General features: G+C 67.7%; 21 protein-coding genes, 2 tRNA genes and 1 other RNA gene. 12 read left to right on the top strand and 12 right to left on the bottom strand.

Annotation, left to right across the window (positions count from 1 at the left end; all coding sequences use genetic code 11):
- The coding region (locus HY703_03695; GenBank protein ID MBI4544280.1) for an EAL domain-containing protein at positions 1–502 on the top strand (502 nt) is incomplete at its 5' end.
- Between the two features lie 78 nt (positions 503–580).
- Here the strand turns inward: HY703_03695 and HY703_03700 are convergent.
- From HY703_03700 to HY703_03710, 3 genes are all read right to left on the bottom strand, one after another.
- On the bottom strand, positions 581–2,332 hold the full coding sequence (locus HY703_03700; protein ID MBI4544281.1) for a M1 family metallopeptidase: 1,752 nt from the start codon (positions 2,330–2,332) through the stop codon (positions 581–583).
- Complete coding sequence (locus HY703_03705; GenBank protein ID MBI4544282.1) at positions 2,329–4,599, bottom strand: hypothetical protein; 2,271 nt, start codon at positions 4,597–4,599, stop codon at positions 2,329–2,331. Before HY703_03705 ends, HY703_03700 begins: the two co-directional genes overlap by 4 nt.
- Before the next feature lie 168 nt (positions 4,600–4,767).
- Positions 4,768–5,679 carry a PD40 domain-containing protein gene (locus HY703_03710; GenBank protein ID MBI4544283.1) on the bottom strand — a complete coding sequence of 304 codons (912 nt, stop codon included), beginning with the start codon at positions 5,677–5,679 and terminating at the stop codon, positions 4,768–4,770.
- A 441-nt stretch (positions 5,680–6,120) separates the two neighbouring features.
- Between HY703_03710 and HY703_03715 the strand changes: the two genes are divergently transcribed.
- Positions 6,121–8,202 carry a hypothetical protein gene (locus tag HY703_03715; protein ID MBI4544284.1) on the top strand — a complete coding sequence of 694 codons (2,082 nt, stop codon included), beginning with the start codon at positions 6,121–6,123 and terminating at the stop codon, positions 8,200–8,202.
- Positions 8,199–9,533, top strand: coding sequence for an HD domain-containing protein (locus HY703_03720; protein MBI4544285.1), 1,335 nt, complete (start codon positions 8,199–8,201; stop codon positions 9,531–9,533). Before HY703_03715 ends, HY703_03720 begins: the two co-directional genes overlap by 4 nt.
- 10 nt (positions 9,534–9,543) lie before the next feature.
- Here HY703_03720 and HY703_03725 read toward each other — a convergent pair whose 3' ends face one another.
- Positions 9,544–10,815 (bottom strand): hypothetical protein, encoded by a 1,272-nt coding sequence (locus tag HY703_03725; protein MBI4544286.1) that lies wholly within the window; start codon positions 10,813–10,815, stop codon positions 9,544–9,546.
- A 618-nt stretch (positions 10,816–11,433) separates the two neighbouring features.
- On the opposite strand from HY703_03725, the gene HY703_03730 reads away from it, so the two are divergent.
- The 9 genes from HY703_03730 (at position 11,434) to preA (ending at position 22,350) form a co-directional block, all read left to right on the top strand.
- Positions 11,434–12,945, top strand: a complete 1,512-nt coding sequence (locus HY703_03730) for a CoA-acylating methylmalonate-semialdehyde dehydrogenase (protein ID MBI4544287.1) — start codon at positions 11,434–11,436, stop codon at positions 12,943–12,945.
- Between the two features lie 136 nt (positions 12,946–13,081).
- Complete coding sequence (locus HY703_03735; GenBank protein MBI4544288.1) at positions 13,082–13,954, top strand: acyltransferase; 873 nt, start codon at positions 13,082–13,084, stop codon at positions 13,952–13,954.
- 163 nt (positions 13,955–14,117) lie between these two features.
- Positions 14,118–14,606: an isoprenylcysteine carboxylmethyltransferase family protein gene (locus tag HY703_03740; GenBank protein ID MBI4544289.1), complete on the top strand. Its 489-nt coding sequence runs from the start codon at positions 14,118–14,120 to the stop codon at positions 14,604–14,606.
- A gap of 60 nt (positions 14,607–14,666) precedes the next feature.
- Positions 14,667–16,046 (top strand): dihydropyrimidinase, encoded by a 1,380-nt coding sequence (gene hydA / locus HY703_03745; GenBank protein ID MBI4544290.1) that lies wholly within the window; start codon positions 14,667–14,669, stop codon positions 16,044–16,046.
- Positions 16,047–16,235: 189 nt separating this feature from the next.
- Entirely contained in the window at positions 16,236–17,537 is a 1,302-nt protein-coding gene (locus HY703_03750; protein MBI4544291.1) for an aspartate aminotransferase family protein, read from the top strand.
- Between the two features lie 87 nt (positions 17,538–17,624).
- Positions 17,625–18,140: a hypothetical protein gene (locus tag HY703_03755; protein ID MBI4544292.1), complete on the top strand. Its 516-nt coding sequence runs from the start codon at positions 17,625–17,627 to the stop codon at positions 18,138–18,140.
- A gap of 11 nt (positions 18,141–18,151) precedes the next feature.
- Entirely contained in the window at positions 18,152–19,639 is a 1,488-nt protein-coding gene (locus HY703_03760; GenBank protein MBI4544293.1) for an NCS1 family nucleobase:cation symporter-1, read from the top strand.
- A gap of 11 nt (positions 19,640–19,650) precedes the next feature.
- On the top strand, positions 19,651–20,961 hold the full coding sequence (locus HY703_03765) for an NAD(P)-dependent oxidoreductase (GenBank protein MBI4544294.1): 1,311 nt from the start codon (positions 19,651–19,653) through the stop codon (positions 20,959–20,961).
- A gap of 45 nt (positions 20,962–21,006) precedes the next feature.
- Entirely contained in the window at positions 21,007–22,350 is a 1,344-nt protein-coding gene (preA, locus tag HY703_03770) for an NAD-dependent dihydropyrimidine dehydrogenase subunit PreA (protein ID MBI4544295.1), read from the top strand.
- Between the two features lie 127 nt (positions 22,351–22,477).
- Here the strand turns inward: preA and HY703_03775 are convergent, their stop codons facing one another.
- The 8 genes from HY703_03775 to HY703_03810 all read right to left on the bottom strand — a co-directional run bounded on the left by HY703_03775 (position 22,478) and on the right by HY703_03810 (position 26,207).
- Positions 22,478–22,882 carry a biopolymer transporter ExbD gene (locus HY703_03775; protein MBI4544296.1) on the bottom strand — a complete coding sequence of 135 codons (405 nt, stop codon included), beginning with the start codon at positions 22,880–22,882 and terminating at the stop codon, positions 22,478–22,480.
- 181 nt (positions 22,883–23,063) lie between these two features.
- Positions 23,064–23,525: a biopolymer transporter ExbD gene (locus HY703_03780; protein MBI4544297.1), complete on the bottom strand. Its 462-nt coding sequence runs from the start codon at positions 23,523–23,525 to the stop codon at positions 23,064–23,066.
- A 17-nt stretch (positions 23,526–23,542) separates the two neighbouring features.
- Entirely contained in the window at positions 23,543–24,268 is a 726-nt protein-coding gene (locus HY703_03785; protein ID MBI4544298.1) for a MotA/TolQ/ExbB proton channel family protein, read from the bottom strand.
- Positions 24,269–24,417: 149 nt separating this feature from the next.
- Complete coding sequence (locus HY703_03790) at positions 24,418–25,179, bottom strand: energy transducer TonB (GenBank protein ID MBI4544299.1); 762 nt, start codon at positions 25,177–25,179, stop codon at positions 24,418–24,420.
- A gap of 16 nt (positions 25,180–25,195) precedes the next feature.
- Positions 25,196–25,384 carry a hypothetical protein gene (locus HY703_03795; GenBank protein MBI4544300.1) on the bottom strand — a complete coding sequence of 63 codons (189 nt, stop codon included), beginning with the start codon at positions 25,382–25,384 and terminating at the stop codon, positions 25,196–25,198.
- A 96-nt stretch (positions 25,385–25,480) separates the two neighbouring features.
- Positions 25,481–25,554: transfer RNA gene (locus HY703_03800), tRNA-Arg, on the bottom strand.
- Between the two features lie 10 nt (positions 25,555–25,564).
- An RNA gene (rnpB, locus tag HY703_03805) (RNase P RNA component class A) lies at positions 25,565–26,021 on the bottom strand.
- A gap of 112 nt (positions 26,022–26,133) precedes the next feature.
- Positions 26,134–26,207: transfer RNA gene (locus HY703_03810), tRNA-Arg, on the bottom strand.
- Between the last annotated feature and the right edge of the window lie 340 nt (positions 26,208–26,547).

Here is a 26,547-nt window from a genome sequence, read left to right on the forward strand (position 1 = left end):
CATCGCCAACGCGCTGGGGGAGCAGGGTGTCGACCCGCGCCGACTGGTCCTCGAGGTCACCGAGAGCACGGCCATGCGCAATCCGGAGGCGACCGCCGAGTTGCTCTACGAGCTGAAGCAGGCCGGTGTACTGGTCGCAGTCGACGACTTCGGCCTGGGCTACTCCTCACTGGCCTATCTCAAGCGATTCCCCGTCGACATCCTCAAGATTGACCGCAGCTTCGTCCGCGGCATTGGTACTGACTCGAAGGACGAGCGGCTGATCGAGGCGGTCATTGCGCTTTCCCACGGGCTGGGGGTGCAGGTGCTCGCGGAGGGGGTCGAGCACCAGCGGCAGTTGAATTATCTCGTCGCCGAGGGGTGCGACCTGGTGCAGGGCTTCCTGATCGGCGACGCTATGGCCGCCGCCGACCTGCAGCACGGATTGGCGGGCGCTGCGGGCACCGCCCTTGGCCTGGAAGCGATCGAGGCCATGCAGCAGCGGCCGTTCCCGGAGGACTGACCGCGGCTCCGCCCGCGGCGAGAGGCGGGGGCGCACCCCCTCGCGGGCAGCGCTCCGCAGTCCCGCAGGCTTCGAGATTCATAACGCCCGCCGGTTGTTCGAGTAATCCAGCTCCAGCAGCGTGCGCCGCGGATCCAGCACGGCTTCGGCCGGCTGCCGGGTGGTCGTCACCTCGATGAGCTGCCGCGGCGCCCGCGACTCGAGCCGCCGCACCTGATCCCCCACCCGCAGCAGGACGGGCATCCAGGCGTCGCCCGAGCGCAGGACCTCGACGCGGGTGCGCCAGGCGCCGTCCGGCAGCCGCTCGGTAGCCGCCGCGCCGATCGCGTAATCCAGCGTGGCGGTCGTGTGCAGCCATTGCTGGAAGAACCAGTCCAGCTCCTGCCCGCTCACCTCCTCGGCAACGGCCCGCAGCTCCCGCTCCGTCACGTGGCGGAAGCGGTGCCGCTCGTAATAGGCGCGGAGCACCTGCCGCAAGACCGGCTCGCCGAGATACCCGCGCAGCATCAGGAAAATCAGGGAGGCCTTGGTATAGGTCATGGCCTGATACATGGCGAAGTCGGCAAACTCCGCCGCTGGAGTGGCGACAGGCTGCGTTGCACCCGCGCGCTCGCGCTCCGCTGCCCGCTCCAGCTCCCTGACCCAGATGTCGGGCTGGCCGCGACGCTCCCAGAACCAGTTGCTGAGGAACGAGACCAGCCCCTCGTCCAGCCAGGCTTCCAGCCACTCGTTGTTGGCCAGGATGCCGTGGGCGAAGATATGGGCGACCTCGTGCACGATCAGCCCCTGCGACGCGGACCCGTTCATGACCAGCATGGGGAACTCCGTGCCGCCCGGCTCGAGGCGGTGCACGTTGGTGACCTGCGGGTAGGGGTAGGGCCCGAAAATCGTGTCCAGCCAGGCCAGCGCCCGGGCCGTGCGCTCCACCGCTGCGCCCCTGTGCCAGGCCGTGTCGCCCGGCTGATACAGCACGTGGATGGCGACGCCGTTCCAGGCGCCGCCCTCGTAGACGTAGTCCGGCGCGGTGCTCCAGGCAAAGTGGTGGACGCTGTCCGCGCGCCAGCGGAGCTGCTTCCGCCCGGGCGCGGTCGCGGCCGCGAGCAACCCCAGGGCTTCCGCGGAGCGCGCTGCGGCGGCCGTGCCGGCCGGGCGCGGAAGGGCTGGCCGCCACCCCGGGTCTCCTGCTACGACTTCGCCCGTCGCGCCCAGCACCTGATCAGCCGAGAGGTCGAGCGTGACGTCGTAGCTGCCGAACTCGCCATAGAACTCGCCCTGCGGCAGTAGCGGATGGTGGCGCCAGCCGCCGGCGTCGTAGACCGCAATCCGCGGATACCACTGGGCAAAGTCATAGTGGCGGCCGCGGCGACCCTGCCGGCGGGGCACGATCGAGAGCCGCACCGCCCAGTCCAGATCCACGATCAGCGAGTCGCCGGGCGCGAGCGGGACCGGCAGCGGCACCGCGACTACGGTCGAGTCGGGCGCGCCCGGGTACACCGGCCGGACCTCGACCCCGCGGACGCGCACGCCCAGCAGCCGCTCGAAGGCGTGGTCCGCCGGCCCCAGCCGCTGGAAACGCGACTCCCCGAACTGCAGCTCCCGGAGAGCCCAGGCGCTGTTCGGGCGGAAGGCGTTCAGGTGAAGGTGGAAAAAGAGCGTGTCCAGCTCGGCCGGCGCCTGGTTCAGGTAGCGGAGCCGCGCGCGGCCGCGCAGCACGTGCGTGGCTTCGTCCAGACTCGCCTCGATGCGGTACGCGACCCGCTGCTGGAAGTACTCCCCGCTGGCCAGCCTCGCCCCCTGCAGAAGCGCCAATGCTGTCAGAATGGAAGTCACAGATTCATCTGCCTCATCAGGCGCGCGAAACGCGGGTCTTGCCGAACTGGATCCCACACCGGGTCCCACGGGAGCTGCCGCCAGGCGGCTGCGCGCCATTCGCTGATCCCCCGCTCCAGGAGCTGGAACGCGCGCTCCCGGTTCCCGAGCGCCAGGTGAAGCGCGGCGAGCATGTAGCCATTCATGGCCTGCGGCGGCTGGCGTTCGAATTCCCCAAGCAGGTCCATGGCCTGGTCGCGCTTCCCGGCGCGCGCGTACGTGTACGCGATCCACAGGAGATCAATCCTGCGCAAGTGTGGAGCGCCGGCGGTCACGGCGGTGCGGAACTGCGCGAGCGCCGAATCGTACATGGCGAGCTCGATGTAGACCTTCGCCAGGTTTTGCCGTCCCAGAGTGGGCTCGAGCTCGAGGGCCCGGCGATGGATCTGCACCGCCAGATGGTACTTTCGCGCCGCGCGCAGGGCCTCGGCGTAGTCCGCCGCCGCCGCCGCCGAAAGCGGCTCGAGCTGCGCGGCGAGAGTCGCTTCGCGCACGGCTTCTTCGGTCCGGCCGCGTACCATGAGTACGCCGGCATAGGTGGCGTGCGCTGACGAGTTCCTCCAGTCCAGTTGAATGGCAAGCTTCGCTTCACGCTCTGCGGCATCCCAGGCCCACCGCTCGAGCTCGGCCCGCCCCAGGGCCGCATGAGCTTCCGACAGCCTGGGAGCCAGTTGAACCGCGCGTTCCGCGGCGGCTTTCGCCGTCTCCGCACGTCGCTCCCGGGAAGGGGTCACAAGGAGGTGGGCCTGCGCGAGTGCTGCATAGGCCAGCGCATAGCGGGGATCGAGGGCCACGGCGCTGTCCAAGTACTCCATCGAGCTGAGCACGGCATCACGCGTTCCTTTATGGAGCAAGTAGCGGCCGCGCAGATACGCTTGGTAGGCTTGCGTATTGGCCGTGCCGCCGACCGCCAGCCGGGCAGGCCCCCGACTCGCCAGTCTGATTCTGAGCGCATCCACGATAGCACCGGCGATTTCTTCCTGTAGCGTCAAGACGTCCTTGAGCTCACGGTCGAATTTGCCCGACCAGAGGTGGTAGCCGTCCGACACCTTGATCAACTGCGCTGCGACGCGCAGGCGACTCCCCTCCTGACGAACGCTTCCCTCGAGCACGAGCTCCACATCCAGCGAGTCTCCGACAGTGCGGATACTCACGTCTTTGCCCCTGAATCGGAACGAAGACGTGCGCGCCGCAACGCGCAGGCTGTCGGTCTGGCTGAGCGCGTGGATCAGTTCCTCGGCAACGCCGTCGCTCAAATGCTCGCTCGCACTCGGGTCCGTGCTGAGATTGAGGAAGGGTAGCACCGCGATCGAGCGCGACGGCGTGGATGCCCGGAGCAGGTAATGCCGGGCCGCCCACGAACCCACGGCCAACAGCAACGCGGCCGCGATCGCAACTGCGATCACCCGGCGACGGCGTGAAGCGGGGACGCGAGGCTGAACGGCGGCTGGTAGACTCGCCGACTCCACGGATTCACTTGGTTCGTAGATTGCAGCCGGAGCCGCGGTGGGCGGAGTCGGGGCGGTGCTACTCTGCCGGACCACAGCGATCAGCGCCCGCGTCTGCTCCAGCGGCTCGAGTTCCTCCGCCTTCAGGGCGCGCTCGTAGCTGTCGTACTGGCGGATCGCTTCCGCGCGGTTCCCGCTGTGGGCGAGGAGCTCGATCAAGCGGTGGTGGGCTTCGTCTTCCAGCGGCTCCAGCTCGACCCAGCGCCGAGCCGCGAGCATGGCGCGCTCGACATCGCCGCGGGCGACGCACTGGTCAATGAGCTCCCGGCGTGTTTTCCGGTGCAAGCGGGCCACGCGCGCCCGGTGCCGATCGACCCAGTTCTCGAAGTTTTTCGATCCGGGAACATAGAAATCCCCGAGGAACTCACCGTTATAGAGCGCGAGAGCTTCCTCCAGCGCACCACGTTGAACGGCCGTCTCGAACTCGTGCATGTCCACCCGGATAAGCGGAGTGACGCGCATCCGCTCGCCGGGTGCCTGCACCCAGTCCTCGCCCAGGATCTGGCGGAGCTCATACAACTTCTGACTCAGGGCGTGGCGGCCACGCTCGGAATCACGCTCAGGCCAGAGGAGAGAGGCAACAGCCTCGCGCGTGGCCTCGCGTTCCAGCGCGAGATACAGCAGCACCGCGCAGCGAAGCCGCTGAGCCGGAAGATCGGCGAGCTCCGCGTCGCCCAGAAAGCAACGCAGCGTGCCGAGTGTGAGCAGACGGATCTGCATCTCGCCCACGTCGGACCTGTCAGGCTAAAAATGGTGGGGCTGGCTGCGTGCTATACTCGTGCGAAGAGGGGATTCAGGCAAGAGTTCGGGTGGGCCGGCCGACGGAATGAGGGGTGGGAACGGATGGGGGTCGGAGCCAATGGCCGGCCGCTCCGACCCCCTACGGGATCACGGCGCCCTGCCCCAATCGGGCGCCACGTCCTTGCTCGTGTTGTTGGTCAGTCGCGTAAGGTTGGACGCATCGGCGTCCATGACGTAGAGCTCCCTTTGGCCGTCACGGTCCGAATGAAAGACGATACGCTTGCCATCCGGCGACCACACCGGGTTCGCGTCGCTAGCCGGGTTCTGCGTGAGCCGCGTCTGATTCGAGCCGTCGATGTTCATTACGTAGATTTCCATGTTGCCATCCCGCTCCGACCAGAAGACGATCCTGGTCCCGTCGGGCGAGCAATCCGGATTGAAGTCCCGTGCAGCGTGGGTCGTTATCCGGATCACGTTGGAGCCGTCAGCATTCATCCCATAAACGTCGGTGTTCCCGCCGCGGACCGAAGCGAAGAGGATCCTGCCATCGGGGCAGTACGAGGGGACCTGATCGGCGCCCGGATTGTTCGTCAGGCGCGTCTGATTCGTCCCGTCCGCGTTCATGGAGTAGATCTCGAAATTGCCATCACGGTCGGACCGAAAGGCGATCTTGGCGCCGTCCGGCGACCAGGTGGGCACCTCGTCACGAGCAGAATTGTTCGTGAGGCGGCTCGGGCTCGATCCGTCCGCGCTGATCACGTGAATCTCGACGTTGCCACTGCGGTCCGAATGAAAGGCGATCTTGCGGCCATCAGGAGAGAGCGAGGGGTTCTGGTCACTGGCTGAGTGGCTGGTCAGTCGGGTCTGCGCCGAGCCGTCTGGATTCATGGCATAGATCTCATCGTTCCCGTCGCGATCCGCCTCCCAGACGATCCGGGTGGCACTCTTCGTTGCATCCGGTTCCAGCGGGTTCTTGTCGGAATCGCACGCGATCAGGGCGAAGAGCGTCGCCGCGGCTGCGGACAGGGCTGGCGCGCGGCAGCGTGGAGTCGTTGACATGGTGACCTCCTCCTTGTGAGGGCCGTGGTTTCGTGTTGACGGCACTCAAGCTAAGAAGCAGGTCTCCGCTACCGGATCACAACGGCGTCCGCCGATCGGGGCCCGTTCCACAAGCGTCTCCGTTCTGCATCCGCTGCGCCATCCGGCGTCATCCTGGGCCCGTGGTGCGGGCGCGGGGGGGTCTGCCGTGACAAGATGCGACCGCCGGCCGGCTGGCTGGCTCAGGCTTGCGTGCGACCGATTCCCGCTGGACTGGCTGGGGACGTGTACCGGCTGGAGGCGCCAGGCATGTTCCTGGCGCACCGGGACGACCGGCCTCGAGGCAGCGCGGGCGGTTGACAGTTTCCGGGGACCGTGCTTACTTAAGCTGGACTCGCCGCATATCTAAGCAAGCAACACGGACTTGCGTCGCCGCCGCCGTCCCGATTCCAGTGGAAGTGCATGTCAACGGAAGTAACTTCTAAGCCCCGAGCCGCTCCGGTTGGCGAACTGAGCCAGGAGGTCCGTGACTTCCTGCGCGAGTTCTCCACTGCCCTAAGCCGCTTTGCCATGTACCCGCCCGGCCATGTGTTCCTGCAGCAGCCGGCGGGCGCGGTGATCAAGCACCTTGAGGAGCTGCTCCTGGAACGCAGCACGCTGGTGGTGGGCGTAGCCCAGCGCCAGCTCTTCGTGGAGGGCGTGGTTACCGACCCCGAGCACCCCCTCTGGGGCGACCTCGCCCACCGGCTGCACAAGCAGCACATCGGCGCCCTGGCCTTCTCGCCAGGCCTCGAGGTAGAGGAGATCACCGAGCTGCTCTCTTCACTTACAGTCGAGGTGGGGAGCACCGAGCGGCCCATGGGTGTGCGGCTGCTGGAGCATCCTGGCGACTTCGACCGCTGGCATCACATCAAGCTGTTCCCGCTGACCTACGACAAGCTCGGCATTGCGGGCGACCCTGCGGCGGCGGAAAGTGGTGAAGGGCAGGAATCGGCGCGGGCGACGCAGCTCTGGCTCAAGCTGGCCCGGGTCGCGCTGGGCTTCCAGATCGAGGGCGAGGATCCGACCAGCACGGATCCCCTGCTCATTGCGGCGGCCATCGACCGCAGCCCTGAGGGCGACCAGGCCATTGTCGGCTTCCTGATGGACATTGCTCGGGAGCTGAAGGGCGAGGGGGAAGGTGGGGGCGAGGCGCTGCGCCAGCAGGTTGCGGAGCTGGTCAAGGCGCTGCAGCCGGAGACGCTGCAGCGCCTGGTCAGGATGGGCGGCGATGTCGCCAAGCGGACCAGGTTCTTGCTCGAGACCACGCAGACCTACCCTTCCGAGGCCGTGATGGAGATCGTGCAGGCCGCGGCCGAGACGGCCGAGCAAAAGATCTCGCATGGGCTCATGCGTCTGCTTTCCAAGCTGGCCATGCATGCCAAGCCGGGCAGTGCGCCGCTGCACGCGGAGGCGAACGCCGCCCTGCGCGAGCAGACGCGCAAGCTGGTCGAGCGGTGGCAGCTCCAGGATCCCAACCCGGACGAGTACACCGCCTCCCTGGAGAGCATGGCTCGGGTCACGCCCGACTCGCCCACCAGCAAGCGCGTCCTCAGTGTTTTCGAACCTGAGCGTCTGGTGCAGATGGGCCTCGAGATCGACGCTGTGGGGCCTCAGGTCGAGCGCGCCGTCGCCGATCTGCTGGACGCTGGTCAGATTGCCGAGCTGCTGCACATGCTGCAGCACGTAGCGGCGGACAGCCGCGCGGCCGCCATCGTGCGCCGCTCCCTGGGCACGCCGGACAACGTGCGGCGGCTGCTGTGGGGCGAGGACATCGACTTCCAGGCCCTGGACCAGTTGGTGGCTGCCATAGGCGTTGTTGCGGCTGATCCCATGCTGGACAAGCTGGCGGAGGCGCAGTCAGCGCCCGCGCGCCGCGGCCTGTTCGACCGGCTCAGGAACATGGGGCCGGCCATTGTGCCGCTGATCCTTCCCCGCGTCGCCGACGAGCGCTGGTACGTCCAGCGCAACATGCTGGCACTGCTCCACGACATTGGCGCGCTGCCCGAGGGATTCAGCCCGGCCATTTTTGCTCACCATACTGACCCGCGGGTGCGCCGCGAGGGGTTCAAGCTCTGGCTCAAGCAGCCGGGGGAGCGGGAGCACGCCCTCTGCGCGGCGCTCAGCGACGAGGACTCCGCCGTCATCGCCATAGCGCTGGGCGTCGCTCATGACGGCTGCCCACCGGCCGCGTTCCCCTTCGTGGCCAGGCGGATCCTGGATCCCAAGCTGCCCGCGGAGATCCGGGTGCCCGGCATCCGGCTGCTCCGCGGCGTACGCTCGCCCCTGGCCCTGGCCACACTGCTGAAGCTCAGCTCGCGCAGGACCTTCCTGCTGCGGCGCCTCACGCTGGCGCGCAAGACGCCCGAGCTGCTGATCGCGCTCGAAGTGCTGGCCTCCACCTGGCCCACGGAATCGCGCAGTGCGGCGGTGCTCAAGCGCGCCGCCAGGTCCGGCGACGCGGAGATCCGCGCGGCCATTGACAGCCGGCAGAACCGGTCATGAGCGACGCAGCCGCCTTCCTGATCGGCTTTGCCCGCGCCCTCTCCGCCATGGTGCTGTACCACCAGCAGCATCCCGCCCGGGAGCGCGCCCTGGAGGTGGCCTACGAGTCGCTGCAGCAACTGCAGTCCCGGGACCCGCAGCTCCGCTACACCTTCTTCAAGGAGGAGGTAGTCTTCGGCAACCAGCCGTTGGCCGAGCTGAAGGCCTGGGACTATGCGCCCAAGCTGGTGGAGGCGGGCATCGAGCGTCTCGAATGTGACGACTGCGTCAGTCGCGAGGACTTCGAGGCGTTCCTCGAGATCGCACTGGGCCGGCTGAACCTGCTGGCCCTGCCCAGCAGCCAGGTGCGTCAGGAGCGCAAGCTCGGGATCCGCTTCGGCGAGCTGGGCGTGCGCGGCGGCGCGAAGGGCAAGGAGGCGGAAAAGGACGCCTACACGCTGGCCGAGGAGGCGGACACGGTCCGTTGGATCCATGAAGAGGTGCAGCGCGGCAACCTGCCCCTGGCGGAGGCCGACGCCGTCGTCCGCTCGCTCGCCGTAGCCATGCACAGCGAGCGCGAAATCGTGCTCCCGCTGCTCCAGCTCCGACAGTTCGACGAGTACACGACGACGCACTCGCTGAATGTCTCGGTGCTGGCTATGGGGCTGGCGGAGTTCCTGGGCATGCAGCCGCAGGATGTACGCGCCTTCGGCACGGCCGGCTTACTCCACGACATCGGCAAGGTACGCATCCCGAAGGAAGTGCTCACCAAGCCCGGTCAACTCTCGGCGGCAGAGCGAGAGGTCATGAACCGTCACCCGGCGGATGGCGCGCGCGTCATCTTCGAGTCGACCCAGCAGCTCGAGCTTGCGGCGGTGGTAGCCTACGAGCACCACATCATGCTGGACGGCCGTGGCTACCCGCTGCTGATGTTCCGGCGCGACTGTCACGACGCCAGCAGGCTGGTGCATGTCTGTGACCTGTACGACGCCTTGCGCACCAACCGCCCCTACCGCGAGGGGTGGCCGTCGACGAAGGTGCTCGAGTACATCAGCACCCACGCGGGCTCGGAGCTCGACCCCGAGTACGCCAGCGCTTTCGTCAAGATGATGGCGCAATGGGACGGCCGGCTGGCGGTGCTGCAAGACGAGAACGAGAGGATCCGCGCCGGTAACGGCGCGGCTGCCCAGGCCGCAGGAGCAGTGGCGGGGGGCATGGCGGCGCCGAGCCCCGCGGCGTCTGCCCCGCAACCGACACCCCCAGCCGACGCTCCGGCCGCCCCGCCGGCGGCTGAACGGGCTGTGGGACCGGCACCCCATTCCCCGCCCGCTCCTCCCGGCTCGCCGTCATAAAACAGCGTCGTCAGTTCAGCGGCAGCGCAGCCAGCACCTCGTTCGCCGCCTGGCGCAGCGCGTCGCGCTCCGCCGCTGCAATCTTGCGGCTGGCTATAGTGTATGCCGACTCGACCCTGGCCCGCGCGTCCGCCCGCATCTCGAGGCGGGGCAGGTCCCCACTCCGGATGCGCTCGAGCAGGTGACTGTAGCCGAAGCGCACTGCCTGGAAAGCCCAGGAATTGGGCGCGAATTTGGCCGCGCTCTCTACATCGGCGTACGGTGAGACCGAGCTCTGCGGCCGCGCCACCTGGCTGCGCAACGCCACGAAGGTCGCGTGGCGCGGCAGCCCGACACGCGTAAGCCCGCTGCCCGTGTAGGTGCTGGCAAACCTCGAGGGCTCGAAGATCCAGCCCAGGTACATCCACGAGGCCCAGTTGCGTTCCGCGTTGTCGAACGGCACGTGCGCGGACAGCGCCTTGCGCGCCACATTGCCCACGTCCCACCAGATCTCGTGGGCTACCGGGTGCAGTCGCCCGCTGATGCCGTAGCGCAGCATGTGCTGCGCGGCGAGGGTCGAGGTCCAGCGCCTCACGTTGAAGCACTGCTGGTAGTTCACGCGTTCCGGTACCTCGAGCAGACACGGCGCTGCCGGGTTCTCCGTCCGCCGCTCCGCGCTGCGCAGGGCCGAGAGTGCCCGCACCAGATTCTCGCTGGTCGGCGCGGCCTGGTACCCCGCCAGCGCGGCACGGCCCAGCTTCCCCTGGTCATCCAGTACGCCGGCCGGAAGCGGCTGGTCCGGCATCCAGTCCAGGTTCCCGTTCTCGAGGGACCAGAGCGGCAGCGCGATGGCAGCCCGCACGGCCAGCGGATCGATCGCACGCAGGCGTTCACTGGTCATGTCCGCCGGCCAGGCATCGGCGCCGAAAAGCGCCGTGGCAAACTCGACATCGCCGGACAGCACGGCCCCGCCCGGCTGAAAGGGCCGGAGATCGCGCGACGCGCGCTGGACCCGCAGCGTACCCACGTGCGCCACAATGTCCAGGGCCGTGGCCGTGTCGACGTGCGCAACGGCTCGCCTCACGATGGTCGTGTCCGTGAAGTTGAAGAAGGCGAGATCGAACCCGTCGCCGGAAGCATGGCAGGTGGCGCACTCCGCAGCGAAGGCGACCTGCCCTTGCCGCGCATCGGGGAGCGCCCTGCCCCCACCCTCGTCCAGCGGCGAAGGCATTTGTTCGCACTGGGTGAGCAACAGAGCGGTGATGGCGGCGAAGGAACCGTGGAATGATCGGCGCAAACGCATGATACCCTCCTCCATGAGTTGTCGATTGGGGAGAGCTGCGTCTGTTCTGACGCTGCGACCGCTGCCAGCGTTAGGAATGGTGCATCCGCATCCGCATCCACGTCCGCGCCCGCACCCGCATCCGAGTAACCAGCACTGCTGCCCTGGACCCCCGCGGCAGGGCCCACACCACCCCGCCCTTCGGATGCGGATGCGGGAAAAGCGGATCCCGGAGAGAGCGGCCCCGGGCTTTCGCATTCCCCGTGCCCGCAGGGGTCAGGAGCCGTCACCCCGAGCGAGCAACGCACCTGGGAGTCGACGGATCCTGGCGTGATTGGCTGCCAGCCGGACAGCGCGCCGGCCATTGGGGGGACACCGGATCCCTCGACTCGCTGCGCTTGCTCGGGACGGCAGAGTCCCGGCAATGCTGGCAAAGCTCGAATTGTCTTGCAAAACGCCAGGCCTGCAGATCCGCAAATCCGCGCTGCTATTGACTTCGAGGGCGGCCAACCTACATTTGCCCAACGGTTTCCGTCCCGCTCCCATACCAGGCCGCCGGGGCGCGTTTGCGCGCTTCCGAGCGGCTTGCCGGTTCCCCATGAGTCGTATCTCCTGCGGCCTTTCGTCCGGAGTCGAGCCATGGTGCCCAGCGTAGCTGCCAGCAGCCCGCCCACTGCCGACCGGCTGGCCTGCGTCCAGGCTTTCCGCGGCAGCATTCCCAGCTATGTGGCCGGGGAATGGGTGCTGCCGGATTCCCCCCGCTCGCTCGAGATTACCAACCCGGCCACTGCCGAGCGCCTGGGTGTCCTGCCCCTCGCCGCTGCCGCCGATGTGGATCGTGCGGCTGCTGCTGCGCGCGCTGCCTTCCCGGCCTGGCGCGAAACGCCGCCCGTCGAGCGCGCCCGCTGCCTCTTCCGCCTCAAGTTCCTGCTCGAGCAGCACGCCGACGAGCTGGCGCGTATTGTCACCGAGGAGAACGGCAAGACGTTGTCCGAGGCGCGGGGCAGCGTGCGCCGCGGGATCGAGAACCTCGAGCACGCCTGCGGCATCCCCAGCCTGATGATGGGGCAGACGCTGGAAGACATTGCGCGCGGCGTCGACTGCGAGACGATCCGCCAGCCCCTGGGCGTGTTCGCCGCCATCACGCCGTTCAATTTCCCCGCCATGGTGCCGCTCTGGTTCTGGCCCTACGCGGTCGCGACCGGCAACACCATCATCGTCAAGCCCAGCGAGCAGGTGCCGCTTTCCCAGACGCGGATCTTCGAGCTGGCCCACGAGGCCGGCTTCCCCGCCGGCGTGCTGAACCTGCTGCACGGCGACCGGGAAGCGGTTGACGCCCTGCTCGCCCACCGGGACATCGTCGGCATCTCCTTTGTGGGCTCGAGCGCGGTCGCCCGCCACATCTATCGCACGGCCGCCGACCACGGCAAGCGCGTGCAGGCGCTGGGCGGCGCCAAGAACCACATTGTCGTGCTGCCCGACGCGCCCGTGGACGCGGCAGTCGAGGGCGTGGTCAGCTCGGTCTACGGCTGCGCTGGCCAGCGCTGCCTCGCGGGCAGCGTCCTGGTTGCGGTGGACCGCGCCCATGAAGCCCTGCGCGAGCGCGTCGCTGCCGCCGCGCGCTCGCTCCGCCTGGGTTACGGCCTCGACGCCGACACGGACATGGGCCCGGTCGTCTCCGCGCGCCACAGGCAGCGGGTCGAGCGATTCATTGAGGAGGGGGTCAAGGAAGGGGCCAAGCTGGTAGTGGACGGCCGTGGCGCGCGCGTCGACACCTACCCGCGCGGCCAATGGGTCGGCCCCACGCTGTTCGAGCAGGTGCAGCCGGCCATGACCATCGGCCGGGAAGAGATCTTCGGCCCGGTGCTCTCGGTCACGCGCGCGGCCAACCTGGACGAGGCCATCGAGCTGGTGCACAAGAGCGGCTACGCCAATGCCACGTCCATATTCACCAGCAGCGGGCGGGCAGCCCGCGAGTTCCGCTACCGCGTGGGCGTGAGCATGATCGGCGTGAACATCGGCGTCGCCGCGCCCATGGCGTTCTTCCCGTTCGGCGGGACGAAGGGCTCGTTTTTTGGCGATCTCAAGGCCCACGGCCACGATGCCATCGAGTTCTATACGGACAAGAAGGTGGTGATCTCCAGGTGGTAGGTGGCCCGTTGGGCGGGGTGCGCACGCGTACCCGCACCGGTACCCGTACCCGTACCCGGTTTCCGGCGCGCCGTTTCGGAGGGGGTACGGGTACGCCTACGGGTACGGGTACGAAATGGGAGGACAGGAGAAGCTCATGCCTCGCAACGTAGTCGGCGGCTTGATCCAGATGTCGCTGCCGGACCTGCCGGCGGACGCGCCGGTGGCGCAGGTCCGCGATGCCATGATCGAGAAGCACCTCCCCCTGATCCGGGAAGCGGGCCAGCGCGGCGTCCAGCTTCTGTGCCTGCAGGAGCTGTTCTACGGCCCGTACTTCTGCCCCAGCCAGGACGCGCGCTGGTGCGACATTGCCGAGCCAGTGCCCGGCCCCACCACGGAACGGATGGCGGAGCTGGCGCGCCAGTACGCCATGGTGATGGTCGTGCCGGTGTACGAGCGGGAGATGGCAGGCGTCTACTACAACACCGCGGCCGTGCTCGATGCGGATGGCAGCTTTCTGGGCAAGTACCGCAAGACGCACATTCCCCACACGGCCGGCTTCTGGGAGAAATATTTCTTCAAGCCCGGCAACCTGGGCTACCCGGTGTTCCACGCGCGCTACGCGGACGTGGGCGTCTACATCTGCTATGATCGCCACTTCCCCGAGGGTGCGCGCATCCTGGGACTGCGCGGCGCCGAGGTGGTGTTCAACCCATCGGCAACCGTGGCGGGACTGTCGCAGTACCTGTGGAAGCTGGAGCAGCCGGCGCATGCCGTGGCCAACGGCTACTTCATGGGGTGCATCAACCGGGTGGGCAGCGAGGCGCCGTGGAACATCGGCGAGTTCTACGGCAGCAGCTACTTTGTCGACCCGCGGGGCAACTCCCTGGCGGTAGGTTCGGAGGACGCCGACGAGCTGGTCATCGCTGCCCTGGACCTGGACATGATCGAGGAGGTCCGTCGAGTCTGGCAGTTCTACCGCGACCGCCGGCCCGAGACGTACGAGGACATGGTGAAGGCGTTGCCCTGATGCGGCAGGGCCGCGGCCAGGGCTAAGTGGTCGAATCCGCAAATACGGCCGCATTCGTGGCCGTACTTACGAACTCGACCACTAAGGGTGAGGGCTCCAAGAAGGAAAGCAGGGCAACGCGGTTCTGGCTGCGGACACAAAGCGCTGTCTGGGGAGGCCTGGCATGTTCGCGCTCGCCCGAGCGCTCATCTACGCGAGCTTGTTTGTCGGCATAGTGCTGGTTTTCCTTCCGGCCCAGGTGCTGGAGGCGGAGGGGCTCACCCGACCGGCGGCGTTCGGCCCGGCGCAGATCGCCGGGCTCGGCATGCTCGCGGCCGGCGCGGCGCTGGTGCTGACCTGCATCTTCAGTTTCGCGTTCATCGGGCGGGGCACGCCGGCGCCGTTCGACGCGCCGCGACGGCTAGTCGTCTGGGGACCTTACCGGTGGGTCCGCAACCCCATGTACGCCGGCGTGGTCCTGGCCTTGTTGGGGGCGACCCTGTTCCTCCAGTCTCCAGGCTTGCTCGCGTTTACGGTGGCCTTCTGGGTCATCGTGCACCTGTTCGTCCTCGTCTACGAGGAGCCGACGCTCGGGCGGCTGTTCGGCGAAGAGTACGAAAAGTATCGGCAGCAGGTGCCGAGGTGGGTGCCGGCTGTGAAGGGGAAGGCTTGAAGCGCACCGGGCGCAAAGAGGGCCCAGGCCGACAAAGGTAACAGAGGCTCAGGAGCCTATATGCGTACTCTCATCCAAAACGGCACGATCGTCACCGCCACGGACCATTACCACGGCGACGTCCTGATCCAGGACGAGCGGATCGAGCTGATCGGCACACACCTCGACCTCCAGGCCGACAGGGTGATCGACGCTTCGGGCAGGTATGTCATACCCGGCGGGATTGACGTGCACACCCACCTGGACATGCCCTTCGGCGGCACGACCTCCGCCGATGACTTCGAGACCGGCACGGCTGCCGCCGCCTGGGGCGGCACCACCTCGATCATCGACTTCGCCATCCAGTACCGCGGCCAGACGCTGCAGCAGGCGTGGGAGAACTGGATGAAGAAGGCGGATGGCAAGGCGGTGATCGATTACGGCTTTCATATGATCATCACGGAGCTTTCCGAACAGCACGAGCAGGAAATGGATGCGCTGGTCCGCGAAGGCATTACCTCGTTCAAGCTGTTCATGGCGTATCCGGGCGTGTTCATGCTGGATGACGCGACCATCTTCCGCGCCCTGCTGCGCACGGCGAAGAACGGCGGCATGATCTGCATGCACGCCGAGAACGGCGGCGTCATCGATGTACTGGTGAAGCGCGCGCTGGCCGAGGGAAGGACCGCACCCAAGTACCACGCGCTCACGCGGCCGGCCCGGGCCGAGGCCGAGGCGACGCACCGCGCCATCGCACTGGCCGAGATGGCCGACGTGCCCATCTACATTGTGCATCTCTCGGCCGCGGAAGCGCTCGAGATGGTGACCGAGGCGCGGGGCCGCGGCATCCCTGCCTATGCCGAGACCTGCCCGCAGTACCTTTTCCTCTCCTACGACAACTACGAGGAAGGCGGGTTCGAGGGCGCCAAGTACGTGATGAGCCCGCCGCTCCGGCCCCGGGAGACGCAGGCCAGGCTGTGGCGCGGGCTGGCGTATAATGACCTGCAGGTGATCTCCACCGACCACTGCCCCTTCTGCATGAAGGAGCAGAAGGAGCTCGGAGTGGGGGATTTCAGCAAGATCCCGAACGGCGCGCCCGGCATCGAGACGCGCATGAGCCTGGTCTACGATGGCGGCGTGGGCGCCGGGCGCATCACGCTCAACCGCTTCGTCGAGCTCACCTCGACGGCGCCGGCCAAGATCTTCGGCCTCTTCCCGCGCAAGGGCACGATTGCGCCGGGATCCGATGCCGACATCGTAGTGTTCGACGCCCAGCGCGAGCAGACGCTTTCCGCGCAGAGCCATCACATGCGCGTGGACTACAACCCCTACGAGGGTCGGGTGGTCAAGGGCGTGCCGGAGGTGGTGCTCTCGCGTGGCCAGGCGGTGATCGAGCAGGGGAAGTTCGTGGGCCGGCCGGGCGCGGGTCAGTTCCTGCGCCGGGCTGCACGGAGCATGTAGCGGCCTTCATTTCCCGATCCGGATCCCGATCCCGATCCCGTGGCGGGACCGCGCTACGGGTGGGATCTGGCAGAGGGCTTCGGTCTGGGCGAAGGCGTAACGGCCCAGGCGACTATCGGGTACGGGTACGGGTACGGGTACGGGTACGGGTACGGGTACGGGCACGGGCACGAGCGCGGAGACACCCTCATGGACGCTGACCGTCTGCGCCAGAAGCAGAAGGAGTTTCTCTTCCCCTGCGTGGCCACCTACTACCAGGAGCCGGTGGTGCTCACGGAGGGGAGCGGCTGCGTGGTGCGGGACGCGGACGGCCGCGAGTACCTGGATTTCTTTGGCGGGATCCTGACGGTCTCGCTCGAGCACTGTCACCCCGAGGTGGTCGAGGCAGTGCACCGGCAGGCGGAGCGGCTGGGGCACACCTCCACTCTCTATGTCACCGAGCCGCAGGTGCGTGTGGCCGAGCGACTGGCGCGCCTCACGCCCGGCCGACTGGGGAAGAGCTTCTTCACCAACAGCGGCACGGAGGCGGACGAGACGGCCATCATGCTGGCCAAGATGTACACCGGCCAGCAGGAAGTCATTGTGCTGCGCCACGGCTACTCCGGGCGCTCGACGCTGGCCACCAGCATCACCGGGCACGCCGCCTGGCGGCTGCTGCCCACGCAGGTGCCGGGCATCAAGCACGCGCTTTCGCCGTACTGCTACCGCTGCCCGCTGGGCCTCGAGTACCCCTCCTGCGGCGTGAAATGCGCCCAGGACATCGAGGAGCTGATCCGCACGGAGACCAACGGCCGGCCGGCCGCGTTCCTGGCCGAGCCGATCCAGGGTGTGGGCGGCTTCATCACGCCGCCGCCCGAGTACTTCGAGATCGCCGTTGGGATCATCCGCAGCTATGGCGGCATCTTCGTTTGCGACGAGGTGCAGACGGGCTTCGGCCGCACGGGTGACCGGTGGTTCGGCATCGAGCACTGGGGCGTCGAGCCCGAGATCATGACCATGGCGAAGGGCGTAGCCAATGGTCTGCCCGTGGGCGTGACGATCGCCGCGCCCGAGGTGGCGGACGCCTGGAAGGGTTCCACCATCTCGACCTTCGGCGGCAGCCCGGTCACCATGGCCGCCGCGGCCGCCACCCTCGAGGTGATGGAGCGTGAGGACGTGCCGCGGCGGGCGGCGGAGCGCGGCCGCCAGCTCCGCGCCCACCTCGAAGCGCTCAAGGAGAAGTACCCCTTTATTGGCGATGTGCGGGGCATGGGCCTCATGCAGGCCGTCGAGCTGGTCGAGGACCGAGAAACCAGGAAACCCGCGCCTAAGCGCACGCTCGCGCTCATGGAGGCGGCCAAACGGCGCGGTCTCTTGCTGGGCAAGGGCGGGCTGTACGGCAACGTGCTGCGCCTGGCTCCGCCCATGCTCATCTCCGCTGCCGACGTCGACGAGGGCGCCCGCCTGCTGGACCAGGCACTGGCGGAAGTCGCCGAGTACGCGGTGGTGTAGGGCTGGGGCTGGGGCTACGCGGAGCCCGCCCTGGTCGGAGCTGCATTCTGGCAACGTGGCCCACCATACAAAGCAGAGCGGGACGAAATGACCGAACGCGAATTCTTCCAGCGCAAATGGGACGAGGAGCTCCCGATCACGGCCCGGGTGTTCCGTGCGGCGCCCGCGGACCAGCTCGAGTGGCGGCCGCATGCGCGCTCGCGCTCCGCGCGCGAGCTGCTCGCGGTCATGTCGGAGGAGGTCCGCATGGCCGGCGATTTCGTCGACCATGGCGCTTGCGACTGGGTCGAGCCGAGCGGCGCCGGTCAGGGTCTGGACCAGTTTTTGGGCACGCTCGAGGCGGGCGGCGCGGCGCTGAAGGAGCGGCTGGCGAGGCTGGATGACGCCGCCTGGGCCAGGCCAGTGGCGCTGAAAATGGGCGCTCAGGTGGTCTTCGAGTGCCCGCTCGGCGAGATGCTGTGGGGCACGCTGCTGGACGTGATCCACCACCGCGGCCAGCTCAGCACCTACCTGCGGCCCATGGGCGGCAAGGTGCCATCGATCTACGGGCCATCGGCGGACGAGATGACGCCCGCATCGGACCAGGTGGCGGCGAGCGGGTGAGGAGCAGGGTTATGGAAGTCATGACTCGCGACGCCGCGCTGGTCAACCGCGACCTGGCGCCCACCGCGGCGGCCGAGCGCACCTGGAGCTGGTGGAACTTCGCCGCGCTCTGGATCGGCATGTCCATCTGTATCCCGACGTATACCCTGGCCTCGAGCCTGGTCGAGCGCGGCTGGAGCTGGCAGGCCGCCGTCGCCAGCGTGATTCTCGGTAACGTCGTCGTCCTGATCCCCATCACCCTGAACGCTCACGCCGGTGCCCGCTACGGCATCCCGTTCCCGGTGCTGGTGCGCTCCTCTTTCGGCGTAGTGGGCGCGAACATTCCCGGACTGTTGCGCGCCGGCGTGGCCTGCGGCTGGTTCGGTATCCAGACCTGGATCGGCGGGTGGGCAATCTACACGCTGCTGGCGACGATCTGGCCAGGTATTGCCGGCCTGCCCAACCTGCTCCCCGGCTGGGTGGGCATTGACAGCGCTCAGTTCCTGTGTTTCCTCGGCTTCTGGGCACTGAACCTGGCCATTGTGCTCAAGGGGATCCACAGCATCAAGGTGCTCGAGAGCTGGGCCTCGCCCTTCCTGCTGCTGGTCGGACTGGCGCTGCTCCTCTGGGCCTGGAACGCCGCAGGCGGGTTCCGTCCCATGCTGGCCGACTCGGCGAGCGCAGGCGAGACCGTGCGCGGCGGCGTCGGCGCGGTGCTGGGCGCGGGACTCACTTCGGCGGTCGCGTTCTGGGGAACGCTGGCCCTGAACATCCCGGACTTTTCCCGCTACGCCCGCTCGCAGAAGGATCAGTTGCTGGGGCAGGCGCTGGGGCTGCCGCCCACCATGGCGCTCTTCGCGTTCATTGGCGCCGCCGTTACGGCCGCGACCGTGGTCATCTTCGGCGTACGGATAGCCGACCCCATTGCGCTGCTCGCGCGGGTGGGCGGGCCAGGCGTGGTCGTGCTATCCATGATCGGCCTGGTGGCCGCCACCCTGACCACGAACATTGCCGCCAACGTGGTCGCCCCGGCAATGGGTTTCAGCAACGTAGCGCCGCAGCGCATCTCGTTTCGCACCGGCGCGCTGATCACGGCGCTGATCGGCATCGCCATCATGCCCTGGAAGCTGTACAACGACGCGGCCGCCTACATCTTCACCTGGCTGATTGGTTACGGCGCGCTGTTGGGTCCGGTAGCCGGGATCATGATCGCCGATTACTTCTTGCTGCGCCGGCAGCAGCTCGATCTGGACGATCTGTTCCGCCGCGGCGGGGCCTACGAGTACTGGGGCGGCATCAACTGGGTGGCGATCGCCGCGCTGGTGTTGGGCATCGCGCCCAGCCTGCCCGGCTTCCTGGCCGCGCTCCAGTTCGCCCCCGCCACTCCCTTCTTTGCCGGCCTGTACAACTGGGCCTGGTTCGTCGGCTTCGCGCTTGCGGCCGCAGCTTACCTCCTGGGCATGACGGCGCTCCAGCCGGCGCTCCGGCCGGTGGCGCAGCGCGGCGCAGCAGCCGACTGAGGTGAGCCATCATGGGTGAGTTCGCTGCGCTGCTGACGGACGCGCAGTTCGACGCCAATTTTGCCGAAATCGCCCCGCCACTCACGGCGGACGAGGCCGAGGCAGAAGCGCACCGCTGCCTTTACTGCTACGACGCGCCCTGCACGCAGGCGTGTCCCACCCACATTGATGTCCCCGCCTTCATCAAGAAGATCGCGAGCGGCAACCTGCGGGGTGCGGCCGTCGAGATCCTGGACGCGAACCCCATGGGGCATTCCTGCGCGCGGGCGTGTCCCGTGGAAGTGCTGTGCGAGGGCGCTTGCGTCATGAATGACCTGCAGCGGCGGCCGATCGAGATCGCGCGGCTGCAGCGGCACGCCACGGACTATGCGCTCGAGCGCGGGCTGCGCCTGTTCCACGCCGGCCCGGCCACGGGGCGGCGAGTCGCCATCGTGGGTGCCGGACCGGCCGGCCTTTCCTGCGCCCAGGACCTGCGCCGCCGGGGACACGACGTCATCATCTTCGAAGCGCGGGAGCTGCCGGGCGGGCTTAACACCTACGGCATCGCCGAATACAAGATGCGGCCGCCCACCGCGCTCGCCGAAGTGCAGATGGTGCTCGAGCTGGGCGCCGAGCTGCGCACAGGCGTTGTCGCCGGGCGGGACGTGAGTTTCCCGGAGCTGCTCGCCGAGTATGACGCTGTCTTCATCGGCATTGGCCTGGGCGACACCCGGCGCCTCCGCTTGCCGGGCGGGGAGCTCGAGGGCGTATGGGACGCCCTCTCCTTCATCCGCGCGCTCAAGCTCCGCCCCCGGCACGAAGTGCGCGTGGGAAGGCGCGTGCTCGTGATCGGCGCAGGCAACACCGCCATCGACGCCGCCACGCAGGCCAGGCGACTGGGCGCCGATCGCGTGCAGATCCTCTACCGCCGGGGTGAGGCGGAGATGTCGGCCTTCCATTACGAATACGAGCTGGCCAAAGCCGACGGCTGCGAGTTCCGCTGGAACACCCAGCCGGTGCGCATGCTGGGGAACAGCAGCGTCGAGGCCGTAGAATGCCTGCGCCTGGAGCGCGGCGCGCCTGTGCCCGGCAGCGAGCACCGCATCGATACGGACATGGTCATCGAGGCCATCGGCCAGGAGCCACACGAATCGGTGTTCGCCCGCATCCCGGGCGTTCTGTTCAGGGATGGACGTGTAGTGGCCGACCCGGCTACCGGCCAGACCTCGAACCCGAAAGTCTTCACCGGCGGCGACTGCAGGAACGGCGGTATGGAGATCGTGAACGCGGCCGCGGAAGGCAGGCGGGCCGCCGCGGCCATCGACCGCATGCTGTCGGGTTGAGAATCGGGAATCGGGCTCGCGCTCCGGCGCCCGCAAGGAGGTACCATGGCAGACCTGTCCGTTGATCTGGCAGGGATCGACACACCCAATCCCTTCTGGCTGGCTTCCGGCCCGCCCACCAACACGTACGGCCAGGTGGCGCGCGCGTTCGACCTCGGTTGGGGCGGGGCGGTGTGGAAGACCGTGGGTGAGCCGATCATCAACACCTACTCCCGCTACGGCGGTGTGAATCTCGGCACTCAGCGAATGATGGGCTTCAACAACATCGAACTGATCAGCGACCGCCCGATCGCCGACAACCTGCGCGAGATCGCGCTGCTGAAGAAGCGGTATCCGCGGCACGCCGTAATCGTCTCGCTCATGGTCGAGAGCCGGCGCGAGGTGTGGCAGGACGTCGTGCGCCGTACCGAAGACACGGGGTGCGACGGCATCGAGCTAAACTTCGGCTGCCCCCACGGCATGAGCGAGCGGGGCATGGGCAGCGCGGTCGGCCAGGTCCCGGATTATGCCTGCCAGATCGTGGAATGGGTCAAGGAAGTTGCCACCCGGCCGGTGATCGTGAAGCTCACGCCGAACGTCACGGACGTGACCTACATCGCGCGCGCGGCGCGCAGCGGCGGCGCGGACGCGCTCTCGCTGATCAACACCATCAACTCGATCATGGCCGTGGACCTCGACACCTTCTTCCCCCACCCGCACGTTGCCGGCAAGGGCAGCCATGGCGGATACTGCGGCCCTGCGGTCAAGCCGATTGCCCTGAACATGGTTTCCGCGGTAGCGGCCGATCCGAGGGTGCGGCTGCCCGTCTCAGGAATCGGCGGGATCCAGAGCTGGCGCGACGCTGCCGAGTTCATCGCGCTGGGTGCCACGACCGTCCAGGTCTGCACCGCCGTGATGCACTACGGCTTCCGGCTCGTCGAGGACCTGATCGACGGGCTCTCCAACTGGATGGACGAAAAGGGATACGCCCGCCTCGAGGATTGGCGCGGCCGCGCGCTGCCCGGCATCACGAGCTGGGAGAACCTGGACCTCAACTACCGCACCATCGCGGTCATCGACCAGGCCAAGTGCATCCACTGCGGGCTGTGCTATGTGGCCTGCGAGGATGGCGCGCACCAGGCTATTGCACTTTTGCGCGACCCGGAGCGAACAGCACTGGGGGCGGACGCGCCCTCCGATCGCGTGAACGGCGGCGCCTGGCGCTGGCACGTCCAGGTCATCGAGCAGGCCTGCGTGGGCTGCAACCTCTGCTCGCTGGTCTGCCCCGTGGCGGGGTGCATCACCATGCAGGAAGTGCCGACCGGCCAGCCGCCCGTCAGTTGGAAGGAGTACGCGGCCGGGACCGGCCGGCTCGCGGTGCGGCCCGAGCACTACGTGCCCGTGGCTTAGTGGTCGAATTCGATCACTTGGCCCCGCCGCTTCGTCGGCGGTGACGCCTCAGATGCCTCGAGGCCTCCGCGCCTGAGCGGCGCAGAGGCCTCGATTTCCTTGGGCAGCGCCGGGCGGGCGCGGCTGGTTACGTCGGCAATACCGAGCCGAGAACCTTCACGCCCGCGCCCCGGGCCACATCCATCGCCTCGATCACGTCCTGATAAATCAGCTCCCCGTCCGCCTTGATGAACAGCACCTTGTCCGGCCGGTTGTCGAAGATCTCGTGCAGACGGCGCTCCAGGTCCCGCCGCCCCACCGGCTGGGTGTTGACAAAGTAGCGCCCCTGAGCATCGATCTCGAGCACGATCTGCGGCGCCGGCTCCGCAGGCTGCTCCTGCTTCTCGACCGGGAGCTGCATGTCAATGCTGCGCTGGAGGAGCGGCTGGGCAACCATGAAGATGACGAGCAGCACGAGCAGCACGTCGATCATGGGGGTCATGTTGATGTCCGCTATGTCCGAGCGGCCCGTCTTCCCCATCTGTATGGCCATGCGGCCTCTCTCCTGCCCCTAGTGGCTCGTCACCGAGATTCCCGTGGCATTCGACTGCGGCTGCTTCCCGAGCCGCTGCGTTGCTCCTCCTCGAAATAGCGCTGCTATTCCCTCGTCGTCGCGCCTTGCGGCTCGGGCGCATCCGCAGTCTCGGTGCTCACGGGACCTCGGAGACGAGCCACTAGTCCTTCTTCTTGCCCTTCTTGTCTTCGCTTGGCCGGGTCTCCGTCACGGCCGCGATCACGCGGGCCCCGGCATCGCGCGCCAGGTCCATGGCGTCCAGGATCTCCTGGTACTTGAGGCTGCGGTCGGCCTTCACGAAGAGCACCTTGTCCTGGGGCCGCGCAGCAAACTCCCTCTCGATGAGCATGGCCGCCCGTTCCCGCTGGATGGGCCGCTTGTTCAGGTAGTATTTGCCGAAGGCATCAATGCCCAGCACTACCCGATCCTCCTTCTCCGGCCGCTCCTTCAGGTTCACACCCTGCGGCATCTGCGCCTGGAAGCCCGCCACAATCGCCGGTGTAACTACCATGAAGATGATGAGCAGCACCAGCATCACATCCACCATGGGGGTGACGTTGATGTCTCCCATGGAATTGGATTCCGTGATGTCGTGCTCGCCGCTCGTGGGCTCGTACTCCATCGGCGCCTTCTCCTGACTTAGGACATGCGCGCCCGGCTCAGCGCCGCCGGATCCTCAGCCGCACCCTCCAGGCTCAGCGCCACCGCTTCGGCAGCCGCACCCGCGTGCATGCGCGCCTCGTAGCGGTGCAGGAAGTCCATGAACTCCTTGGTCGCGTACGTGATCTCCATCGAGATATAGTCGATGCGATTCAGGTAGTAGTTATAGAGCCACACCGCCGGAATCGCCACCGCCAGACCGAACGCGGTGGTGATCAGCGCCTCGGCAATACCGGCCGAGACGGCAGCCAGTCCGCCGCTCCCCATGGCCGCCATCCCCGTGAACGCGTTGACCACACCCATGGTCGTGCCCAGCAGCCCCACGAAGGGCGCCGTGGCCCCGATGGTGGCCAGCACGCCCAGCCCACGCCGGAACGTGGCGAGTTGCTCGAGCTTGTTCAGATCAATGAGCCGCTGCGCGGACGCGACCTCGACGGCCGTAAACTTCCGGTCTTCCGAGTAAATGCTGAGGCTGGGAAAGACCCGGCGGAACGCAGTGGCCAGGTGGCTGCGCCGATGCTCGTCCACCAGCCGCTGCGCCTCGGCGAAATCCTCGCCCGCCAGCGCCTGGGAGAAGAGCGGCGAAAACTTGAGCGTCGCCGCCTTGGACCGGCGCAACTGCACACTCTTCCGCGCCGCGATCATGGCCATGTAAATGGACATGCCCAGCAACAGGAAGACAATGCCGCGGGCAAACCAGCCCATGGTTCCCCAGAGTTCGATCAGGGACAGATTCATCGTGGGTTCCTTTCTCGCCTCAACTTGCTCCCGCGCTCGGCGCAGGGCCATCCAGGGTTACAGCGCGGCCGCCGCAGGCGCAGCGAGTCCGCAGCGGGGCCGGCAAACGCACTCGATCAGATGGGCTTGAACACGATCGGGATCTGGATCCAGACCTTCACCCGCTGGTCCCGGTTCTGGGCCGGCGAGAAGCGCATGAGATCGGCCACCTTCAGCGCCGCCTGGTCCAGCGATTCGTGGCCGCTCGACTTGTTGACCTGCGTCCTCAGGACCCGGCCGTTCTCGTCAATGAAGAACCACAGGATCGCCGTGCCGCCGATCCCGGCGTCACGCAGCAGCGGCGGATAGTGACGCTGCAGCGCCTTGGCCACCTCGTCCCGGTTCTTCAGGTCCGGGCGCAGCGTGTAAGGCGTGAACACGGGAGCCGCAGCAATGTCTTCCGCCGTGACCTCCCGCCCCGTGGCCTTCCCACCTTCCACCCCCTCACCCGTGAAGTCCTGCTCCACAATCTCCGGCCCCGTCGAGGGCGGCGGAATGTCGGGCGGGATGATCTCGGGCGGCGCCAACGTCTGGAACCCCTTGGGCACGTCCACCACCTCTGCGGGCGGCGGCGCGTCCGGCGGCGGCGGGGGTGGGGGCGGGGGCGGCGGCGGCTCGTCCTCGATCCGGATCAGGGCGACGACCTCTTCGTCATCATCGGCCGCATCCTTCCCCAGCGCCATCGTCGCCCAGACCAGAGCCGTGATCACCAGCGCGTGAAACACGACGGAGCTCAGGATAGCCGCGGCCGCAGCCCCCGCCTCGCGCGGCGGCCGGCTGGCGATCAGGTTGCTGAACATTGCCGGTCTATCGCTTCCCGGCGTCCGCTCCTCGCTCATCCTTCTCCGTCCCTCCTCAGGCGATCAGCAGCAGCAGCTCCAGCAGCTCCTCGCCTCGGCAGCACAACAGGAAAACGGCACACGCAGCGGCCAGCCCCGAGCCGAGCAGCCGGGCCGCCGAGTGACCGTCATGAGTTTTCTCGCCAATCGATGCGCAGGCAATCCAGCTAGCTGCGAAGCCCTGCCCGCGCCAACTGCTGCGCAAAAGGCAATGTAGTCCCGCACTTCCGCACCGTCAAGGGAAACCGCCGTGCGGAAAAATAGTTCCCGTCGCGCCCGAATCGGCGCCTTTTCGAGGGCATGCGCCCGACAGGATTCGAACCTGTGACCTTCGGCTCCGGAGGCCGACGCTCTATCCAACTGAGCTACGGGCGCGCAGGAAAAAGGTACGGGAAGCGGAATAAGCCGAGTTCTGTCTCCAGTCCCTGCCAGCCGCAGCCGGCCGGTTGGAGGCGGACCATTTCTCTAGGGCGGCGGTCGCCCGCCGCCTCGAGCAGCCTACCCGGGACTCCCGCGGCCTGTGGCCGCGTCGGCGCGGGTCCACGCCTCGTCCCTGCTTGGCCTTGCTCCGGGTGGGGTTTGCCGTGCCGCCCCTGTTGCCAGGGGCGCGGTGGTCTCTTACACCGCCGTTTCACCCTTGCCTCCGGCACTCAAGTCTCACAGCCCTGCGCATTACTGCAACACGGCTGCGTGACTTGAGTGCCGGATCGGCGGTCTGTTCTCTGTGGCACTTTCCGTCGCCTCACGGCGCCCGGGCGTTACCCGGCACCCTGCCCTGCGGAGCTCGGACTTTCCTCGGCCCCGGCACTCAAGTCCTGGAGCCTGGCCGTCTCGACAACACGACTCTACGACTTGAGTGCCGGGCCGCGGTCCACACTCGCTTCCCGTCCCTGTCAAACAGCCGTGGGCCTGGTACCGGAACGCTGCGCTCGCGGTTCCCGGACCGAGGCCGCACGCGCCCGGGAGGAGTCGAACCCCCAGCCTTTGGATCCGTAGTCCAACGCTCTATCCAGTTGAGCTACGGGCGCATGCGGGCCCGGCACTCAAGTCCTGGAGCCTGGCCGTCTCGGCAACACGACTCTACGACTTGAGTGCCGGGCCGTAATCCCGAACAACCAAAATTAGCCCCCCGGTCGCCTCCCGTCAACCGGGGTGGACGGCGATTCTGCGCGGAACGGCGCGATATTCGGGCGACCGGCCGGGCGGGGAGGGGAGCGGCCGCGGCGGCCGAAGTCGGCCGGGCTAGCGCGTGGGCCGGCCCGGCTCGGAGATCCAATCAGGGCAGCGGCTTCAGAACGCTGAGAACCCGGTCAGGTCCTGCCCCAGGATCAGCCCGTGGATGTCGTGGGTGCCCTCGTAGGTGTACAC

This window comes from Gemmatimonadota bacterium (assembly GCA_016209965.1).
Taxonomy (GTDB): Bacteria; Gemmatimonadota; Gemmatimonadetes; order Longimicrobiales; family RSA9; genus JACQVE01.

What these genes read in the sequence shown, in the direction of transcription:
- HY703_03760 (MBI4544293.1), top strand. Translation starts at nt 18,152, where the DNA reads ATGGAAGTCATGACTCGCGACGCCGCGCTGGTCAACCGCGACCTGGCG.
- HY703_03730 (MBI4544287.1), top strand. Translation starts at nt 11,434, where the DNA reads ATGGTGCCCAGCGTAGCTGCCAGCAGCCCGCCCACTGCCGACCGGCTG.
- HY703_03780 (MBI4544297.1), bottom strand. Translation starts at nt 23,525, where the DNA reads ATGGAGTACGAGCCCACGAGCGGCGAGCACGACATCACGGAATCCAAT.
- HY703_03725 (MBI4544286.1), bottom strand. Translation starts at nt 10,815, where the DNA reads ATGCGTTTGCGCCGATCATTCCACGGTTCCTTCGCCGCCATCACCGCT.
- preA (MBI4544295.1), top strand. Translation starts at nt 21,007, where the DNA reads ATGGCAGACCTGTCCGTTGATCTGGCAGGGATCGACACACCCAATCCC.
- hydA (MBI4544290.1), top strand. Translation starts at nt 14,667, where the DNA reads ATGCGTACTCTCATCCAAAACGGCACGATCGTCACCGCCACGGACCAT.
- HY703_03765 (MBI4544294.1), top strand. Translation starts at nt 19,651, where the DNA reads ATGGGTGAGTTCGCTGCGCTGCTGACGGACGCGCAGTTCGACGCCAAT.
- HY703_03710 (MBI4544283.1), bottom strand. Translation starts at nt 5,679, where the DNA reads ATGTCAACGACTCCACGCTGCCGCGCGCCAGCCCTGTCCGCAGCCGCG.
- HY703_03715 (MBI4544284.1), top strand. Translation starts at nt 6,121, where the DNA reads ATGTCAACGGAAGTAACTTCTAAGCCCCGAGCCGCTCCGGTTGGCGAA.
- HY703_03705 (MBI4544282.1), bottom strand. Translation starts at nt 4,599, where the DNA reads ATGCAGATCCGTCTGCTCACACTCGGCACGCTGCGTTGCTTTCTGGGC.
- HY703_03750 (MBI4544291.1), top strand. Translation starts at nt 16,236, where the DNA reads ATGGACGCTGACCGTCTGCGCCAGAAGCAGAAGGAGTTTCTCTTCCCC.
- HY703_03740 (MBI4544289.1), top strand. Translation starts at nt 14,118, where the DNA reads ATGTTCGCGCTCGCCCGAGCGCTCATCTACGCGAGCTTGTTTGTCGGC.
- HY703_03775 (MBI4544296.1), bottom strand. Translation starts at nt 22,882, where the DNA reads ATGGCCATACAGATGGGGAAGACGGGCCGCTCGGACATAGCGGACATC.
- HY703_03720 (MBI4544285.1), top strand. Translation starts at nt 8,199, where the DNA reads ATGAGCGACGCAGCCGCCTTCCTGATCGGCTTTGCCCGCGCCCTCTCC.
- HY703_03735 (MBI4544288.1), top strand. Translation starts at nt 13,082, where the DNA reads ATGCCTCGCAACGTAGTCGGCGGCTTGATCCAGATGTCGCTGCCGGAC.
- HY703_03755 (MBI4544292.1), top strand. Translation starts at nt 17,625, where the DNA reads ATGACCGAACGCGAATTCTTCCAGCGCAAATGGGACGAGGAGCTCCCG.
- HY703_03785 (MBI4544298.1), bottom strand. Translation starts at nt 24,268, where the DNA reads ATGGGCTGGTTTGCCCGCGGCATTGTCTTCCTGTTGCTGGGCATGTCC.
- HY703_03790 (MBI4544299.1), bottom strand. Translation starts at nt 25,179, where the DNA reads ATGAGCGAGGAGCGGACGCCGGGAAGCGATAGACCGGCAATGTTCAGC.